Below are 17,832 nucleotides of genomic sequence, written 5' to 3'. Positions count from 1 at the left end.
CAGAACAAGAAACTGGTGCAACACGCCAATAGAATTTGGCAATTTTTATAGAGAAATAGGCACAATCAATAATTATAAATTTCAGTTTAGGCAAACATGACGTTCACCTAAACTGTCACAGATTAAATTAGGTATTAATCTCTAAAACGATCTTTCCAATATGGTCACCTTGTTCCATACATGCATGGGCACTTTGTACATCTGAAAAATCATAGGTTTTATAGATTTGCGGTAAGCACTTGCCTTGCGCTAATAACGGCCACACATGTTCATGTAATGACTGAGCAATCTGGGCTTTTTCTTGGCTATTACGTGCTCGCATAGTTGAGCCAGTAATGGTTGCACGTTTTAAAATCAGTTTTTGTAAATCAAATTCTTTTGCAATTCGACCGCCCATAAAACCAATAATCACAAGTCGGCCATCGCGTTTTAATAGATTTAAGTTTTTCGAGAAATACGAACCACCCACAATATCCAAAATCACATCAACACCTTGGTCTTGGGTGTGTTTTAAAATTTCTTGCTCAAAATCTTGGGTTTTATAGTTAATTGTAGTCGTTAAGTTAGAGAGTGCTGCAACTTTATCTTCACTTCCAACTGTAGCAAAAGTTTTAATCCCTAAAGCATGGCAAATCGCTAAAGCTGTGGTCCCAATACCACTTGCACCACCATGAATCAGTGCTGTTTCGTTTTCTTTTAAACAGCCGATATCAAACAGGTTTGCCCAAACTGTAAAGAATGTTTCCGGAATCGCAGCAGCTTGAGTAAATGTTAGATTTTCAGGTATTGGCAATACTTGAGTTGCAGTGACAGCACAATACTCTGCATACCCGCCACCATTGGTTAAAGCGCAAACCTTGTCTCCAACTTTGAACTGTTGCACCTGTTCACCTACAGCAACTACCACCCCAGCGACTTCCAGTCCTGGAATTTGCGTAACACCTTTTGGCATTGGGTATAAGCCCATACGTTGCAATACGTCTGGGCGGTTAATTCCAGCAGCTTTTACCTCAATTAACACTTCATCTGCTTGAGGAACTGGAACATCTGAATCTTGAAGTTTTAAGACCTCAGGTCCGCCGGGAACCGTAATTTCAACAATTTTCATAGTTGTTGGAAGACTCATTGATATGCTCCATGTTTGGTTTATATTTTAAATGTATTGATTTACTTTAATTCATTGAAGATTTAGGTGGAACTCCAAACAGCCGTTTGAACTCTCGACTAAACTGTGAGGCACTTGCATACCCTACCTGATAGGCAGCTTCCGCAACACCCATTTGATTATTTAAGATTAAATCACGTGCCTTATGTAATCGAGTAATTTTGATGTACTGTAATGGAGAATAGTTGGTGACTTTCTTAAACGCTTGATGAAAAAGAGAGACACTCATTCCTGCTTGTTTAGCAAGTTCCTGAACCGTTAAATTATGATAGTAATCTCTTTGAATAATTTCACAAATTGTATAAATCACACTATTTCGACTTATCATAGCCGAAAGATTTTCGATTAAATCACGACTACCGGCCTGTAAAACCCTATAAATAAGCTCTCGTTTTATCTGCTCTCCCAATATCGCGGTATCTTGTTTAGAACGAAGTAAATTCAATAAGCGTAAAGCAACCTCAGATATTGCCGCGTTCATATCTATAATATTTAAACCACAACTGAGCTTTATATCTCTTTTTTCAAGCTCATCTATGGATGACTGCTGCTCTTTATCCATTTTAGTGGCTAAATCAGCCATCATTTGTGCTTCAAACTTAATCGCAATTGCCAGCATCGGTTCATTTTCAACCAACGTATCGCAATCAAAAGGAATAGCAATCGAGATAAGTAAACACTGGCCTTGTTGAAACTGAAAAGTTTCTTTTCCGATATATCCACGCTTTACGCCCTGTATGACTAAAACAATTGAAGGCTCTTGTAATACAGCGACAGGCTGTGTGGAATGATCAACCCTCATAAGGGTGATATTTGAAATATAAGTGGGGTATAGCCCTTCTTGAGGAGCTAAATATAAAAAAGCCTCTACCAAACTTTTCATCAAATCATTCTGTTGCATCGTTTTATTTTTACGGGCTATTTAAGATTTACTATATCAATCAAACTAAAAGGAAAAAGAGTTTCTTGGTAGTACTTTGTATAAACAAGCAAGTTAAAGCTATTTTTAGGCATAAAAAAACCTAGAAGATCTAGGTTTTTTCACTTAGTCTGACTATTAAGCAGATAAGTTAAAGAACATTGCTGCAATCAAAATAATGACACCGAGCACAATACGATACCAAGCAAATACACGTAGAGTGTGACGTTCAACAAAAAGTACGAGTGCCTTTACTACAAATAAAGCTGCAATAAATGCTGCAACGAAACCAACACCAATATTAATCATGTTGTCTGAGGTCAACACATCAGCATTTTTAATTAAGTCAAATGTAGCAGCACCTAACATGGTCGGCATTGCAAGGAAGAACGAAAACTCTGTTGCAGCTTTACGTGATAAACCTGCAAACATCCCGCCTACAATTGTCGCACCTGAACGAGAAGTTCCTGGAATCATCGCAACACATTGAGCAAGGCCGACTAAAAGTGCCTGTTTAAAAGTGATTTTTGTCGCATCTAATGTTTTATGCTCAAACTGTTTAGATTCAACCCAGAAAATAATGAGTGCACCGACAATGAGGGCAATCGCAACCACAATTGGGCTAAACAAAACGCTTTTAATAAAATCGACGGCTAAAACACCAATAATCACTGCTGGGAAAAAAGCAATTAATACACTAAAAGCGAAATGACGCGACTCTACATCGCCACTAAAGAAGCCTTTAATCAAGTTAATAATTTTTTGTCGATATAACCAGCACACTGCCAAAATAGCACCTAACTGGATCACTACTTCGAATACACGACCACCATCTGAATGGAAATCGATAATATGACCAAATAAAATCAAATGGCCAGTACTGGAAATTGGTAAAAATTCAGTTAAACCTTCAACAAACCCTAGAAATAGTGCTTTTATAACTTCAAAATTTTCCATCACTTGCTCAAAAAGTTAATCACTAGAAAGGTCTAAAAATTTGTTTTATATCATGGATAAACCAACACTTTGGCCTAATTCATGTTCAATATCAGATCATTTCTAGCATTTTGGTTATTGCCTTTAATTAAAGGCCGATTATTTAAAGTGCAATAATGTATCACATCATTATGACAAACTTAGGTTAACTATCGTAAAAAGATAAAATCTAATCAATAACAAATCGTCTTCTAGTTATAAATAAAAGCTCTCACGCTCAAGCAATCCAACAAACCATCTAAAAACATCAAATAAACATGATATTATTTCAAGCATATGTCATTTATATTTAAAATTTAAACAGAATGAAAAATACTAAAATCAACGCACGTCATCTGATTATCGATCTCTTTCTTTCCTCTGCGTACCCTCAGCTGAGTATTAAACAAATTTTGGTGGCAGCCAAACTGTTTAACTTAAGTGAAAATGGTATTCGAGTTGCGACAACTCGTTTGTTAAATGAAGGAATGATCGAAAGCGTAGAACGCGGAATCTATCAACTTTCCCCTTCTACGAAAGATTGGGCAAAAGTAATTCTCAATCGTAAAAATGGTATTAAACAAACTAAAGAATGGCAGCAGCATTATCTTGCTGTGTTTACAGGCACATTAGGTCGTATAGACCGAACTGCTCTTAAAAAGCGTGAACGTGTGCTGCGTCAATTTGGTTTTAAAGAATTAGAAACGGGTATTTACATCCGCCCAGACAATTTAGCTTATAGTTTTGAAAAAACCTGTGAGGAGCTTGTTCTAGCGGGACTAGAGAAAGAAGCAAAAATTTGTATTATTCAGCACTTCGAGCCATCAACGCTTAAGCAAATTTTTTCTTTATGGGATACCAAACAACTCGAAAAAAATTATGAAATGTATAGTCGAGATATCACACACTGGCTTGAGAACTATACTCACCTCTCCTTAAATGATGCAGCAGTTAAAGCCCTTCTTTTAGGTAGGGAAACGATTGCTTTGCTCATGAATGACCCCCTATTACCAACACCATTTGTAAATGAGTCTGCGCGTAATCAATTTGCTCAAGATGTACAACAGCTAGACGCAATCGGCCAAAAACTTTGGAAAAAAATATATGAACAAGAATTAAATCTATAGTCATCTGATTTATTTTTTTACAAACAAATATTTCACTTTTTAAATTTTTATGACTATAGTTGTAATATAAAATATAGATACCGAACTCTAATTTGGGAGAATAAAAATGAATACACAGGTAAGTGTTACGGACCTATTTAGTAGAGAAGAAATACAAGAGCTTACAGAACCTTCAGATGTCTATGGTGCTTGGGCTGTTGCCAGTACATGGGCTGTTATTGGTGGAACATTCGCCAGCTTAATCATGATGTGGGATTACTTACCAAGTTGGGGTAAATTATTAGCATGTATGCTTGCCTTAGCAATCTTGGCGGGTCGTCAGTTATGTCTCGCAATTTTAATGCACGATGCGTCTCACAAAAGTCTGTTCAAAAATAAGAAAATAAATGATTTCGTCGGTGAATGGCTATGCGCCCGCCCCATCTGGAATGATCTTCAAAAATATCGTGTACATCATGTTCGTCACCATGCAAAAACATCTACTCCAGATGATCCAGATCTTTCTTTAGTTGCTGGTTTTCCTGTCAGTAAAAAGTCTCTGACTCGTAAATTCTTACGCGACTTAACAGGTATGACTGGATTAAAATTTAGCTTAGGTCGAGTTTTAATGGATCTAGATATCATGAAATGGACTGTTGCCAATGATCAAATCTGGTTAGACCGCAGTCATAAAAATTTCACGGACTATGCAAAGAGTATTGCAAAAAATAGTACAGGCGCTATTGCAACCAATCTGGCACTTTATGGTGTTCTAAAAGCATTTGGTCAGCAACGTTTTTATTGGTTATGGCCTCTGGCTTATTTAACCCCATTCCCACTTTTTTTACGTATTCGCTCTATGGCAGAACATGCTGGTATGCAAACCAGCAATACTGCTTTAACCAATACTCGAACAACCAAAGCTGGATGGATTGCGAGAAGTTTTGTTGCACCAATCCGCGTAAACTACCATATGGAACATCATTTAATGGCTTCTGTGCCATATTTTAAATTACCGCGTATGCACAAAGTACTAAGAGAACGTGGTCATGTTCCAGTTCCGCCTAGCTATTTTGAAGTGATTCATTCACTTTCATCAAAACAAGAATCATCAACTTAATGCATATTTAGAAGACCACTTTCAAATTTGTAGTCTTCTAGATTATTCACGTATCTCTAAATTTTTTAGTTTTAACTGAATTTGATAATACTTCGGTGTCACTCCCATCCAGCGTTTAAAAGCGCGGGTGAAATGGGATGTATCTGCATAACCTAAACTTAAGGCCACAGTTTCAATTGATGTTGCACTATTTTCTAAAAGATTATGCGCATGTTCTTTTCGAGTTAAATCAACTAATGCTGAAAAACTTGTATTCTCGGTTGCCAAATATCGTTGCAGGCTACGCTCTGACATATTCATTATTTGAGCGACTTGCTTAACTTTTAACATTTCTCCCTGATTATTCATCAATAATTTTTTAATTACGTGACTAATTTCTGCTTTCCATCCGCTGCGTAACTTCAGTTTATCTATATCTTTTTTACACTGTGCTTTTAGTAAAGGTGCAAGCATCGGGTCGGCTGTTAGGATAGGCTGCGATAAATATTTTTTTGGAAAAATCCAGGCATTATGTTTTTCATTAAATAAACAATCTACACCCAATTCTTCTTTTAGTTTTGAAAAACCGACGGGTTCAGACATATTTAACTTAACGGTACCTAAAGAAGATAATCCTGTTAGATGCTTCGCGATTTGAACAAAACCTAATAACAAAAAAATAGTAGCATCTGAACTCAACTGAAAAGCTTTCAAAGGCTGGCGTATAGTCCAGTAAATATAATCTTGTTCTTGTTTTAACTCTGGCTTAAATGCATCACAACGTGATCCAATAAATTGTTCAAGTGTTTTTAGGGCTTCTTCTAAATTGGCACAGACCATGGCCGCCATACCCACCGAACCATAACAAGATGCTTTCATTTCCAAAGCCAAATAACCCGCTAATGCTGGCTCATGAGTGAGTTCAATAGCGCGTTCAAGAAGTTTGTTTAAAGCATTAAATTCAACATACCAATAAGGTTTGGTTAATTGTTCTAATGTTATGCTACTTCCATTTAGAAGCTGATCACCAGAGATATTCCAGCGCTTAACCATATCGACTAATAAATTAATATAAGTTCCAGGTAATTCTGGATTCATGCGTGGTCCATTAGCAATCATAATTGTGGCGTCGAATGGTAAAAACTGTCAGTTCATGAACTATGCCACGTTTTTAAATTGATGCATAGTTGTTCAAAATAGAATCCAGTGAATCACACTAGACAACACAATTTCTGAAAAGAATACAGGTCACCTTATGAATATCCTGATTGTTCATGCTCATCCAGAGTCACAGTCTTTTACAGCTTCATTAAAAACAACAGCTCAGCAAACCTTTAAAAAGTTGGGTCATCATGTAGAAGTTTCTGACTTGTATGCAATGCAGTTCAACCCTGTAGCTTCTAAAGAGGATTTTTTAGAACTCAATCAGCCCGACTATTTCAACTACGCATTAGAACAACGTAATGCCATCAAGCAAAACCTTTTAGCATCTGATATTCAAGCGGAAATTGAAAAGGTAAAACGAGCAGATTTGATCATTTTAAACTTTCCTCTTTACTGGACCTCTGTCCCAGCCATTTTAAAAGGATGGATTGATCGCGTATTCGTTTCAGGACTTTTTTATGGCGGAAAGCGCTTTTATAACCATGGCGGTATGGCGGGTAAAAAAGCGATGCTCTCTTTAACACTGGGCGGTAGAATGCATATGTTTGGCGAGAACTCTATTCACGGACCAATAGAGCATTATCTATCACCTATTCAACGCGGTACCTTAGCTTATACTGGCTTTGAAGTTCTTCCACCATTCATTGCCTATCATGTACCTTATATTAGCCAAGAAGCCCGAGAAACCATTCTTGAGGACTATATAACGTACCTTACTCACCTCGACCAGCTCGAACCTTTAAAGTTTCCCAAACTTGAAGAATTTGATGAAAAGTTATATCCCCTTTAATGCTATGTTTTAGCTCTAAAAGTAGAATAACCAGACCTATTTTTCATTTTTGGTTATTCTTTTAAGTTATAGAGAATTAGAAGTAGTAATTAAACCCTTATAAAAATTGATCAAATGGTCAAAAAATTTGCTCAATTTTCACTGGGTATTTAGGAATATAAAACTTAATCAATAATATACACATGTAAAGAAACTAGACTTATCCAGTAAAAATGATAACTAATACTCAATTCATAACCAATCAATTCATATTTTTACAAAAAAATCTTTGACCATTTTTTTTGAATTTATGACAAAAATGTCATAAAAACAAAGCTTACTAATAATAGATAAAAAATATAAATATCAGTTATTTAAATTGGTTTATTAATGTAAATATTCCTTCATATTTCATCCTTTATTGACTTTTTTTGTATAAAAAGTGAGTACTCTTCAGTTCATATAACAGATTTACTCTTAGTGTAATTATGCTATTTTTGTTACATGGAGTTATCAAAGCTTTGAAACTTGTAATTAAAAGCTTTGAAAGCAACACAGTTTAAACGGTTTAACTCTGTTACTTTTAAAAAAATGTCTTGAAGTTCAAGGAAAGATTAAAATGAAATTAAAACATCTGAGCACTGCAATGATTTTAGCAACGCTGCCTGCAACTGGGGTTTTCGCAGCAGCTTTGGATCGCTCTGGACAATCGATGTCTGCATTCTTACAACCGGGTAACTATTTTGAAGCAGGTATTTCTATTTTAGATCCAACTGTAGAAGGTAAAGAAGCAGGATCAAGCACAACACGTCGTAATATTGACGATATGGGCAATGATTACTACTTTCCTAGTGCAGCATTAAAATTACAACTTAACGATAAATTCTCTTTCGGTTTGCTCTATGACCAACCATTTGGAGCAGATGCAGAATATTCAGGTAACAATGTATTCGTTTCGAATCCAGGCACTGATACTATTTTAAGTCAAAAGGCATTAGGTGACTTAGCAACCACCTCAATTCAGAAGTTAGTTCAAGCATCTGGATCAGCATTTACACCAGCTCTTATAGCTGTGACGAGTACTACTGGCGGTGATCCTACAAAACCGACTCAAACAGAGATCTTAGGCGCGTTACAACAAGTTGCTAAAGGTGGAAATACAACTGTAGGTGCAGGACTAACAGCTCTACAAAACACCCAAACTGCTATTAATGCTGCAAACAATTATTTAGGACGCGGTGGAACTAAAGTTAAAGTTGATACACAGAACTTATCTTTTGTATTTGGTTATCAACCAACTAAAAACTTCAATTTCTACGCAGGTCCTGTATTACAAACAGTTAAAGGTAATGTAAGTTTACGTGGTCAAGCTTATAGCCTTTATAATGGTTATGATGCAAATATCAAAGAAACTACAGGTGCTGGTTGGTTAGCAGGTGCTGCTTATCAGATTCCAGAAATTGCACTTAAAGCATCTGTTACTTATCGTTCTGAAATTGATCATAAAATGAATATTGATGAAAACTTATCTATATTAAACTTCCCTGGTCTTACTTCAGTACTTGGTGGTTTAGATGTTCCAGCATCTAAACTTCAAGCAATTAACACCTCTGGTAAAACTACAATTACTACTCCACAGTCTGTTAACCTTGATTTACAAACAGGAATCATGGCGAATACTGTTGCATTTGCTAACGTACGTTGGGTGAACTGGAAAGATTTCTCAATTCAACCATATAAGTTCGGTAAAGTTTCAGAAGCTGTAGGCGGTCTTGTTGGTCGTCCAAATGGCTTTAACTTGGTTGAATATTCAGACGATCAATGGACAGTGAATGCTGGTGTAGGTCGTAAACTCAATGAAAAATGGGCAGGTAATGTCTCTGTAGGTTGGGACTCTGGTGCAGGTAACCCTGTAACTACATTAGGCCCAACAGAAGGTTACTGGAACGTAGGTGTAGGTCTTCAATATAGTCCTACTCCACAAACATTTATTGCTGGTGGTGTGAAATACTTCTGGTTGGGTGATGCTAAAGCACAAACTGGTGCCCAAGCTGGTAGCGATCAATATGTTGCAGAGTTCTCTGACAACAACGCGATCGCTTATGGTTTAAAACTTGGTTATAAATTCTAAGTGTCAAACTCATTCATATAAAAAAGGCGCTTAAAGCGCCTTTTTTATTGCCCATTCTTAAGCGGGAATATTACGCTGCGAAACTGAACGGATTGCGTCTTTTAGTGCATCATAGCCATTAATTGCTGGGAACTGTGGAAACTCAGCAATGACATTTGCAGGTGCATCAAACAAGAAGCCATGATCAGCTTCACCAAGCATTGTTGTATCGTTATAAGAGTCACCAGCAGCGATTACACGGAAATTTAAGCCATGAAGCGCTTTAACCGATTCACGTTTTTGATCTGGTTGGCGTAGTTTATAGGCCGTAATCATGCCATTTTCGTCAGTCTCTAATTTGTGACAGAAAATTGTTGGCCAACCTAATTGCTTCATTAAAGGATGAGCAAACTCATAGAAAGTATCGGACAAAATCACCAGTTGGAAATGATTGCTCACCCATTCAACAAACTCTTTGGCGCCTGGTAGCGGTCCCATCTCGGCAATAACTTCTTGAATGTCGTTTAGGCCTAAACCATGTTGTTTTAAAATATTCAGACGCTGAGTCATTAAAACATCATAATCTGGAATATCACGAGTTGTTGCTTCTAGTTCTTTAATCCCTGTTTTTTTTGCGAAATTGATCCAGATTTCAGGAACTAAAACCCCTTCAAGATCTAGGCATACGATTTCCATGAATGCTTCCAACGTTGGTTAAAAATTGCTGTATCATACCATTAAGATTTTCAGATTTGCGCTGTTATTGATCAAATCAATTTTATTCATAAGGATCGAAATTAAAGTGCTAAGTAATTTATTCACTATCCTTTAGAATATTTTTCATAACTCAATGCGCCCAAGCCTTTTGCCAGGAACACCCATGACCGTTATTCCGACTATTGATATCGTTGATGCTCTCGCGGCTGAATATTCAGCTAAAAGCCCACGTGAGATTTTAGAGCTTGCATTAAGCCAACAAGGTGAAATCGCAATTTCGTTCTCTGGAGCAGAAGATGTAGTCTTAATTGATATGGCTTCACGTTTAGGTAAACCCTTCCGTGTTTTCAGCCTTGATACTGGGCGCTTGCATCCTGAAACTTATCAATTTATTGAAACTGTGCGTAAGCATTACAATATTAATATCGAGATTTGCTTTCCTGAATCTGAAGCTCTACAAAGCATGGTGAATGAAAAAGGTTTATTCAGCTTTTTTACAGATGGGCACCAAGAATGTTGTGGTATCCGAAAAGTTCAACCTTTACGTAAGAAACTTGCAACTTTAGATGGCTGGATTACAGGCCAACGTAAAGATCAAAGCCCTGGTACCCGTACGGAAATTCCAGTGGTACAAGCTGATACTGGTTTCTCAGGCCCAGGTAAGCAACTCATTAAATATAATCCGCTTGCGAACTGGTCTAGCGCCGATGTGTGGAGTTACATCCGTATGATGGAAATTCCATACAACCCTCTACACGAGCGTGGTTTTGTTTCTATTGGCTGTGAACCATGTACGCGTCCAGTACTTCCAAACCAACATGAACGTGAAGGACGTTGGTGGTGGGAAGAAGCAACACAAAAAGAATGTGGCTTACATGCAGGCAACTTAAAAAAATAGTCTGGTATAAAAAAACCACTGATGAATCAGTGGTTTTTTTTACAGTTATATCTCGTACACAAAGTCATATTTAATCTGTAATAAACGCTATATACTAAATTTTACGGTTCTATAATTCTAATAAGAGCTCAGTTAAGGGCTTCTTAGAAAAAAGCATGAGGCACAACGAGTTATGCGTCCATTACACCCTATTGATTTTATTTTTCTATCACTAGAAAAACGACAACAACCGATGCATGTTGGCGGATTGTTTTTATTTGAAATTCCTGAAAACGCCCCTGAAACTTTTGTTCGTGATTTAGTAGAAGAAATTCGCCAATCAAAAAGTATTCCTGTCCCACCCTTTAATAACCGCTTGAATGGTTTATTTTGGGATGAAGACGAAGAATTCGATATCGATCACCATTTCCGTCATATTGCCCTGCCTCACCCTGGCCGAATCCGTGAATTACTGGTGTATATTTCGCAGCAGCACAGCTCTTTAATTGATCGAGCAAAGCCTCTTTGGACGTGTGACATTATTGAAGGGATCGAAGGAAATCGTTTCGCGATGTACTTTAAGATTCATCATGCCATGGTAGATGGCGTTGCGGGTATGCGCTTAATTGAGAAATCGCTATCAAAAACACCACAAGAAAAACATGTGGTTCCACTTTGGTGTGTAGAAAGTAAAAGAACAAAACGCTTAAAAGTACCAAAGCCGAGTACTAGTAAAATCAAAAGTATTTTAGGAGGCATCAAGTCACAGCTTGAAGTTACACCTAAAGTCATGCATGAGTTATCACAAACTATTTTTAAAGAAATGGGGAAAAATCCCGACTATGTATCGACTTTTCAGGCTCCCGTTTCAATTTTAAATCAGCGTGTAAGTGCTTCACGTCGTTTTGCAGCTCAATCATTTGAATTAAGCCGTCTTAGAAAGATTTCTAAAGCACTTGGTGTAACCATTAATGACGTCGTACTTGCTGTGTGTTCGGGTGCCCTACGTGAATACCTGATTAGCCATAACAGCTTGCCTAAAAAGCCGCTTATTGCGATGGTGCCCGCTTCACTACGCACAGATGACTCTGACGTAAGTAACCGCATTACGATGATTCTAGCGAATTTGGGGACTCATAAAGACCAACCTCTAGAACGACTGGAAATTATTCGTCGTAGTATGCAAAATTCAAAGCAACGCTTTAGCCGCATGACTGCAAACGAGATTTTAAACTATAGCGCTGTGGTTTATGGTCCGGCAGGTCTAAATATCATGTCTGGGATGCTTCCTAAGCGTCAGGCATTCAATTTAGTCATTTCCAATGTACCAGGCCCACGTGAGCCACTTTATTGGAATGGTGCGAAATTAGATGCGCTCTACCCTGCTTCTATTGTCATGGATGGACAAGCACTCAATATTACGATGACGAGCTATTTAGATAAGCTGGAAGTAGGTTTAACAGCATGTCGAAATGCTTTACCTAAAATGCAAAACCTTTTAACTCATCTTGAAGATGAGATTCAACGTTTTGAAGAAATTATTGAAGAGAAACATCTGAAACATCATTCAGCGAGTTAAAAAATTAAGGGGCTTTGAATTGGCCCCTTATTTTTTAATTGTGCGGCACTGGTTAAGCAACTGATGACATACTGAACGAATCATTGCAGTTGTGATCGGTACTTCTTTACCTTGGTCATTCAACATATAGCAGCTATTTACTGGCGTGCTTTCTAAAACATGTTTAAGACCGTTGCTAATTAAGTTTTCACTTACATTCATGGGTTATACCTCTTATTGTTTGCTAAGACGTTTTAAATGGGGAGAACGTCTAGGGCTACTGTACGTAAGTAGTATTTAAAATTCATGAATGAAAGTAAAATTTCAGTTGTAACAAGGATTAAGCGATATCTTGTTACAACTTTAACTTAAAATGATATCGTATTGCTCTTGCGTATATAAATTTTCGACCTGAAATTTAATAACTCTGTTGATAAAGTGCTCTAAATCAGCCACTGCAGGGGCTTCTGCAGTTAATAATCGGTCAATCACAGAAGGATGTGCAACAACAGTAAAGCCACTCGTTGACTCAAATGCACGCGTATATCGTAATATCTCTCGAAATATTTCGTAACACACTGTCTCCGCTGTTTTGACAAAACCACGCCCCTGACACGTTGGGCACGACTCACATAACAAGTGTTCTAACGATTCACGTGTACGTTTACGTGTCATTTCGACTAAGCCAAGTTCAGACACTTGTGTGATTTTGGTTTTGGCATGATCACGTTCAAGCATTTTTTCAAATTGACGCATCACCTCTTCACGGTGAATCGCTTCTTGCATGTCAATAAAATCAATAATGATAATACCACCGAGATTTCGCAATCTAAGCTGACGTGCAATGACTTGAGTCGCTTCCATATTGGTTTTAAAGACAGTGTCTTCAAGACTACGACCACCGACATAAGAGCCTGTATTGACATCAATCGTAGTCATAGCCTCAGTCTGGTCAATCATTAAATAACCACCAGACTTTAGGGCAACACGTGTTTGTAGCGCTTTTTGAATATCTTCTTCAACGTTATAAAGATCAAATAACGGGCGCTCACCTGGGTAGTGAATCAGTCGACTTTGCATATTCGGAACAAATTCATCTACAAACTCACGCAGTTTGCCGTGAATCTCTCTCGAATCGACATAAATCTTTGCAGTTTCTTCACTGGCCAAATCACGAATAATTCGTTGTGGTAGTGGTAGCTCTTCAAAAATTAAAGAAGGAACTGCAACATCAACTTGTTTACGCTGAATATATTCCCATAGCTTACTGAGATAACACATATCCTGAGCAATCTCAGCATCATCTACGCCTTCTGCAGCAGTACGAACAATCACACTACCAGGTAGATTATGCTCTGCCTGAATACCTTCGATGATATTACGTAAGCGTTCGCGCTCTTCTTCAGACTCAATACGCTGTGAAACACCAATATGGTTACCATATGGCATAAGAACTAAATAGCGAGAAGGAATTGAAAGATCTGTACTCAGGCGAGCGCCTTTCGTACCAAGCATATCTTTCATAACCTGAACGGTTAAAATTTGCCCCGGATGAAGTAATTCAAAAACATTAGGTGTTGGCTGTGAACGAGGCCAAACCATATCATTAATATGCAAAAAGGCTGTTCTAGATAAGCCGATATCAACAAAAGCTGCTTGCATGCCTGGAAGCACACGGACAACTTTACCTTTGTAGATATTGCCGACAAGTCCTCGTTTCACTGTACGTTCAACATACAGCTCATTAACAGTTCCATTTTCGATTAATGCCACCCGACACTCCATAGGTGTGACATTAATAAGTAGTTCTTCTGACATACATAAACTCAAAGCATTATAAAATTTTTATTAAAGAGTCAGAGGGACTGTTAATGTAGCTTTGTCCACTATTCATCGACAATGCAATTCAATCAAGAATTATCAACAACCCCTTATGTCTTCACTCTTTTGAATAACTGTGAAAATTCGTACAAAGGAAGCCCTACCACATTACTATAACTTCCTTGAATTTTGGGAATATATTGCGAAGCAATTCCTTGAATTGCATATGCACCGGCCTTCCCTACAGGTTCTCCTGTGGCCCAATAGTCTTCCATATCTTGCGTAGTCATTGATGCAAACTCAACTTGTGTTTGCACTACTTCACTCAAGATTTGCTGCTGTGTCGCAATACAAATTCCGGAAAACACATCATGCCAACGGCCAGATAATAGTTTCCAAATTTCAAAAGCATGCTGTTTTGAGTCAGGTTTACCAATAATCTGACCATCAAGCCCAAGAATTGTATCGGCAGCAATAACAATTGAATCTGGAAAAATATTTAATACGGCTTGAGCTTTTTCTCTTGCCAAACGCTCAACATATTGATGAACCAGCTCACCGTTATGAACAGATTCATCAATATCAGGGCTATAAACTTCAAAATTTAAGCCCAACTGTTGCAAGAGTTCCCTACGACGCGGAGAACTTGAAGCTAAAATTAAATGCGCCATTTTGCTAAACAATAGTAAACAACAGGCCAAGTTAAAATGCTTGTTATTAACGGTTGCCAATGTCGAGCAATCGAAAAATGAATGCCGCCCATGGTTTGGGTTACCCACATAAATGCCAAGTGCGCAATAATCACTAAAATGGCAATCGTCCATAAATTAACGAAAGTCAAAATCCGACGTTCACGTATTAAAAAGCGGGTAACAAAGGTAACAATAACAAAACTTAAAGCATTTAAGCCCAAAGGTGCATCAAGCAAAAGGTCTGTAAAAATTCCCATGCCAAATGCAAACCACACCCCACACCATGTTGGTTGGCAAACGACCCAAAACAACATCATCATAAGCATGAACAATGGACGCCAGCCAGAAATATCGTAGGAAAGCGGGTAAACCATGAGCACAGAACCCACGATAACAGAGAGAATAATTCCCCATAGTGGATCTTTACGCTTCTCACGCTTCAATTTAGCGATCGGCATAAGGTTGCTCCTTCGCTAATGAGTCAGAGAAAAGCACAACCACGTGATGTCCTGTTGCAAGTTGAGCAGCTGGAGTAATATCAATTTCAGCAAATTCACCTGAATTATGGCGACGAATTTTAGCCACCGTACCCACTGCATAGCCTGCTGGGAAATGCTCACCTAAGCCCGAACTTAATACTTTATCACCAACCTGAATATTTGCACTGGTTGGAACGTATTCCATTTTCAAACGACCTAAATCGCCAGTTCCAGAAACAATCGCACGCATACCTGTACGCTCTAAACGAACAGAGAGTGAATGCTCTTTGTCAGAAAGTAACATCACACGTGAACTATGAGGATATACATTAATGATTTGTCCCATAATCCCTTTATCATCCAGAACCGTTTGACCAACCTTAAGGTGATCCATTGAACCACGGTTAATAATGATAATGTGACGTAGCGGATCGGCATCTGTTCCAATTACTTCGGCAATTTCCATACGGCCATCAATAATTAATGGCGTATCGAGTAAACCACGTAATCGGGTATTTTCAGCAGACAATTCAGACAGTTTCTGCAAACGAACCTGAGCCTGTAACAACTCAGCCTGCATTGCAGTGTTTTCACGGCGCAGTTGTGTTTCAGATTTAGTTTGTTGATTCAGCCATTCTCTCGACAGTACCGGATAGCTTGCAAGCGCATAAATTGGATTATATGCAGCGTACAAGACATCCCTTGCTGGCTGAATTACATAAGGCATGCGCCAATCAAAGAACAGCACAACCAAGCATGTAATGACCGCAATAATGAACGAGCGGAAAGATGGCGGCTGTCTTGAAAAAATATTCGGTTGCACCGCCTAATCCTTAAACTTAACCGACGAAAAGCATGTCATGGTTCGGGTTGTCGAAGAATTCTAATACTTTACCACCACCACGGGTCACACAAGTAAGAGGATCTTCAGCAACAACAACTGGTAAACCAGTTTCTTGAGCTAATAGTTTGTCGAGGTTACGAAGTAACGCACCGCCACCTGTCAACACAATACCGCGCTCAGCAATATCAGAAGAGAGTTCAGGAGGAGTTTGTTCAAGAGCAGATTTCACCGCGCTTACAATGCTTTGTAGCGGGTCAGAAATCGCTTGAGTAATTTCGTCAGAAGTGACAGTAATTGCACGAGGTACACCTTCTGCAAGGTTACGACCACGTACTTCAATTTCTAATGTCGTACCATCAGAAACAGCCATACCTACTTCTTTTTTAATGATTTCTGCTGTGGTTTCACCAATTACGCAACCGTGAGCTTTACGAACATAATTAATGATTTGCTCATCAAATACATCGCCACCAATACGTAAAGAATCAGCATAGACACAACCTTGCAATGAAATAATTGCAATTTCAGTTGTACCACCACCAACATCCACAACCATAGAACCACATGCTTGTTCAACTGGCATACCAGCACCAATTGCAGCAGCCATTGGCTCTTCAATTAAGCGCACATCACGGGCACCCGCATTAAATACGGCTTCACGAATTGCACGGCGCTCGACCAAAGTTGATTTACATGGTACACATACAACTACACGAGGTGCAGGTGGGAACAAACGTTTTTCGTGAACTTTACCAATGAACTGATTCAGCATGGTTTCAGTCACTTCAAAGTCTGCAATTACACCGTCTTTCATTGGACGAATTGCAGAAATATTTGCAGGCGTACGGCCTAACATTTGTTTCGCATCCAGCCCTACAGCAGCAACAATTTTTTGTGAACCACTGTGACGAATTGCCACAACTGTTGGTTCATTTAATATAATGCCGCGGCCTGGTGCATAAATAAGTGTATTTGCTGTACCTAAATCAATGGCTAGATCCGGCGAAAACAAGCCAATTAGTCGTTTTAGAATCACGGTTCGTTCTCAGTTAAACTTTCATGTGGATGCAAGGTGGCAACTTTAAACTAAATGTGATGATTTGAACAAGTCAATCGCTTATTATAACGCACGATATTTTGAAAATTTTTAATACTGATTAGGTGATGTTATGTCTACATCGGATGCACAGCATTCAGCAGATTTAAATGCACAAACAGTTTCAGCAATCGCCAATCTTGCTCGATTGTCGCTCAATGATACGCAATCTGCTGAATATGCTCAAAGTCTAAATAAAATTTTAGGCATGATGGAAACCTTAAAAGGCATTGATACGGAAGGCGTAGAACCTTTGAAGAGTCCTTTTGACAATCCTCAACCTTTACGTGCTGATGTGGTAACTGAAAGCAATCATCGAGATGAATACCAAGCTGTTGCACCTGCAACTCAAGATGGTTTGTATCTTGTTCCTCGCGTGATTGAATAACTTTTAGTCAATTAATCCATCTTCCCAATTTTGAATGTAAAGAAATTTTACTC

General features: G+C 38.3%; 18 protein-coding genes. 7 read left to right on the top strand and 11 right to left on the bottom strand.

What is annotated here, in order from left to right:
* Positions 1–127: 127 nt before the first annotated feature.
* The 3 genes from ACH8JV_RS07770 to ACH8JV_RS07760 form a co-directional block, all read right to left on the bottom strand.
* On the bottom strand, positions 128–1,126 hold the full coding sequence (locus ACH8JV_RS07770; protein ID WP_396520546.1) for an NAD(P)H-quinone oxidoreductase: 999 nt from the start codon (positions 1,124–1,126) through the stop codon (positions 128–130).
* A 46-nt stretch (positions 1,127–1,172) separates the two neighbouring features.
* Positions 1,173–2,066, bottom strand: a complete 894-nt coding sequence (locus tag ACH8JV_RS07765; protein ID WP_068936384.1) for an AraC family transcriptional regulator — start codon at positions 2,064–2,066, stop codon at positions 1,173–1,175.
* Between the two features lie 156 nt (positions 2,067–2,222).
* Positions 2,223–3,041 carry an undecaprenyl-diphosphate phosphatase gene (locus ACH8JV_RS07760; RefSeq protein ID WP_017393864.1) on the bottom strand — a complete coding sequence of 273 codons (819 nt, stop codon included), beginning with the start codon at positions 3,039–3,041 and terminating at the stop codon, positions 2,223–2,225.
* A gap of 344 nt (positions 3,042–3,385) precedes the next feature.
* On the opposite strand from ACH8JV_RS07760, the gene ACH8JV_RS07755 reads away from it, so the two are divergent.
* Together ACH8JV_RS07755 and ACH8JV_RS07750 are read left to right on the top strand one after the other, a co-directional pair.
* Complete coding sequence (locus tag ACH8JV_RS07755) at positions 3,386–4,186, top strand: PaaX family transcriptional regulator C-terminal domain-containing protein (RefSeq protein ID WP_199999255.1); 801 nt, start codon at positions 3,386–3,388, stop codon at positions 4,184–4,186.
* 106 nt (positions 4,187–4,292) lie between these two features.
* Complete coding sequence (locus ACH8JV_RS07750; RefSeq protein ID WP_396520543.1) at positions 4,293–5,285, top strand: fatty acid desaturase family protein; 993 nt, start codon at positions 4,293–4,295, stop codon at positions 5,283–5,285.
* A gap of 42 nt (positions 5,286–5,327) precedes the next feature.
* Here the strand turns inward: ACH8JV_RS07750 and ACH8JV_RS07745 are convergent, their stop codons facing one another.
* Positions 5,328–6,362 (bottom strand): AraC family transcriptional regulator ligand-binding domain-containing protein, encoded by a 1,035-nt coding sequence (locus ACH8JV_RS07745; protein ID WP_396520541.1) that lies wholly within the window; start codon positions 6,360–6,362, stop codon positions 5,328–5,330.
* Positions 6,363–6,519: 157 nt separating this feature from the next.
* On the opposite strand from ACH8JV_RS07745, the gene ACH8JV_RS07740 reads away from it, so the two are divergent.
* Both ACH8JV_RS07740 and ACH8JV_RS07735 read left to right on the top strand, forming a co-directional pair.
* The gene (locus ACH8JV_RS07740; protein ID WP_396520539.1) at positions 6,520–7,218 is read left to right on the top strand and encodes an NAD(P)H-dependent oxidoreductase; all 699 of its coding nucleotides are present in this window, start codon (positions 6,520–6,522) and stop codon (positions 7,216–7,218) included.
* Positions 7,219–7,816: 598 nt separating this feature from the next.
* Entirely contained in the window at positions 7,817–9,328 is a 1,512-nt protein-coding gene (locus tag ACH8JV_RS07735; protein WP_396520537.1) for an OmpP1/FadL family transporter, read from the top strand.
* 57 nt (positions 9,329–9,385) lie between these two features.
* Here the strand turns inward: ACH8JV_RS07735 and thrH are convergent, their stop codons facing one another.
* Positions 9,386–10,003 (bottom strand): bifunctional phosphoserine phosphatase/homoserine phosphotransferase ThrH, encoded by a 618-nt coding sequence (thrH, locus tag ACH8JV_RS07730; protein WP_396520535.1) that lies wholly within the window; start codon positions 10,001–10,003, stop codon positions 9,386–9,388.
* 184 nt (positions 10,004–10,187) lie between these two features.
* Here thrH and ACH8JV_RS07725 point away from each other — a divergent pair, with 184 nt between their 5' ends.
* Together ACH8JV_RS07725 and ACH8JV_RS07720 are read left to right on the top strand one after the other, a co-directional pair.
* On the top strand, positions 10,188–10,922 hold the full coding sequence (locus ACH8JV_RS07725; protein WP_396520533.1) for a phosphoadenylyl-sulfate reductase: 735 nt from the start codon (positions 10,188–10,190) through the stop codon (positions 10,920–10,922).
* A gap of 172 nt (positions 10,923–11,094) precedes the next feature.
* Positions 11,095–12,480 carry a wax ester/triacylglycerol synthase family O-acyltransferase gene (locus tag ACH8JV_RS07720; protein WP_343569632.1) on the top strand — a complete coding sequence of 462 codons (1,386 nt, stop codon included), beginning with the start codon at positions 11,095–11,097 and terminating at the stop codon, positions 12,478–12,480.
* Positions 12,481–12,507: 27 nt separating this feature from the next.
* On the opposite strand, the gene ACH8JV_RS07715 is transcribed toward ACH8JV_RS07720, so the two are convergent.
* The 6 genes from ACH8JV_RS07715 to ACH8JV_RS07690 all read right to left on the bottom strand — a co-directional run bounded on the left by ACH8JV_RS07715 (position 12,508) and on the right by ACH8JV_RS07690 (position 17,331).
* Positions 12,508–12,681 carry a PA1571 family protein gene (locus ACH8JV_RS07715; RefSeq protein WP_002116397.1) on the bottom strand — a complete coding sequence of 58 codons (174 nt, stop codon included), beginning with the start codon at positions 12,679–12,681 and terminating at the stop codon, positions 12,508–12,510.
* A 141-nt stretch (positions 12,682–12,822) separates the two neighbouring features.
* Positions 12,823–14,277: a ribonuclease G gene (gene rng, locus ACH8JV_RS07710; protein ID WP_004712131.1), complete on the bottom strand. Its 1,455-nt coding sequence runs from the start codon at positions 14,275–14,277 to the stop codon at positions 12,823–12,825.
* Positions 14,278–14,390: 113 nt separating this feature from the next.
* Positions 14,391–14,951: a Maf-like protein gene (locus ACH8JV_RS07705; protein WP_396520531.1), complete on the bottom strand. Its 561-nt coding sequence runs from the start codon at positions 14,949–14,951 to the stop codon at positions 14,391–14,393.
* Complete coding sequence (mreD, locus tag ACH8JV_RS07700) at positions 14,939–15,430, bottom strand: rod shape-determining protein MreD (RefSeq protein WP_396520529.1); 492 nt, start codon at positions 15,428–15,430, stop codon at positions 14,939–14,941. Before mreD ends, ACH8JV_RS07705 begins: the two co-directional genes overlap by 13 nt.
* On the bottom strand, positions 15,417–16,274 hold the full coding sequence (gene mreC / locus ACH8JV_RS07695) for a rod shape-determining protein MreC (protein WP_002051136.1): 858 nt from the start codon (positions 16,272–16,274) through the stop codon (positions 15,417–15,419). Before mreC ends, mreD begins: the two co-directional genes overlap by 14 nt.
* A gap of 16 nt (positions 16,275–16,290) precedes the next feature.
* Positions 16,291–17,331 (bottom strand): rod shape-determining protein, encoded by a 1,041-nt coding sequence (locus ACH8JV_RS07690; RefSeq protein WP_000601379.1) that lies wholly within the window; start codon positions 17,329–17,331, stop codon positions 16,291–16,293.
* A gap of 133 nt (positions 17,332–17,464) precedes the next feature.
* On the opposite strand from ACH8JV_RS07690, the gene gatC reads away from it, so the two are divergent.
* Positions 17,465–17,779, top strand: coding sequence for an Asp-tRNA(Asn)/Glu-tRNA(Gln) amidotransferase subunit GatC (gene gatC / locus ACH8JV_RS07685; protein ID WP_000107699.1), 315 nt, complete (start codon positions 17,465–17,467; stop codon positions 17,777–17,779).
* Positions 17,780–17,832: the final 53 nt, after the last annotated feature.

Source organism: Acinetobacter sp. ABJ_C5_2 (assembly GCF_044538485.1).
Taxonomy (GTDB): domain Bacteria; phylum Pseudomonadota; class Gammaproteobacteria; order Pseudomonadales; family Moraxellaceae; genus Acinetobacter; species Acinetobacter nosocomialis_A.
This window is presented reverse-complemented; position numbering and strand designations above follow the sequence as displayed.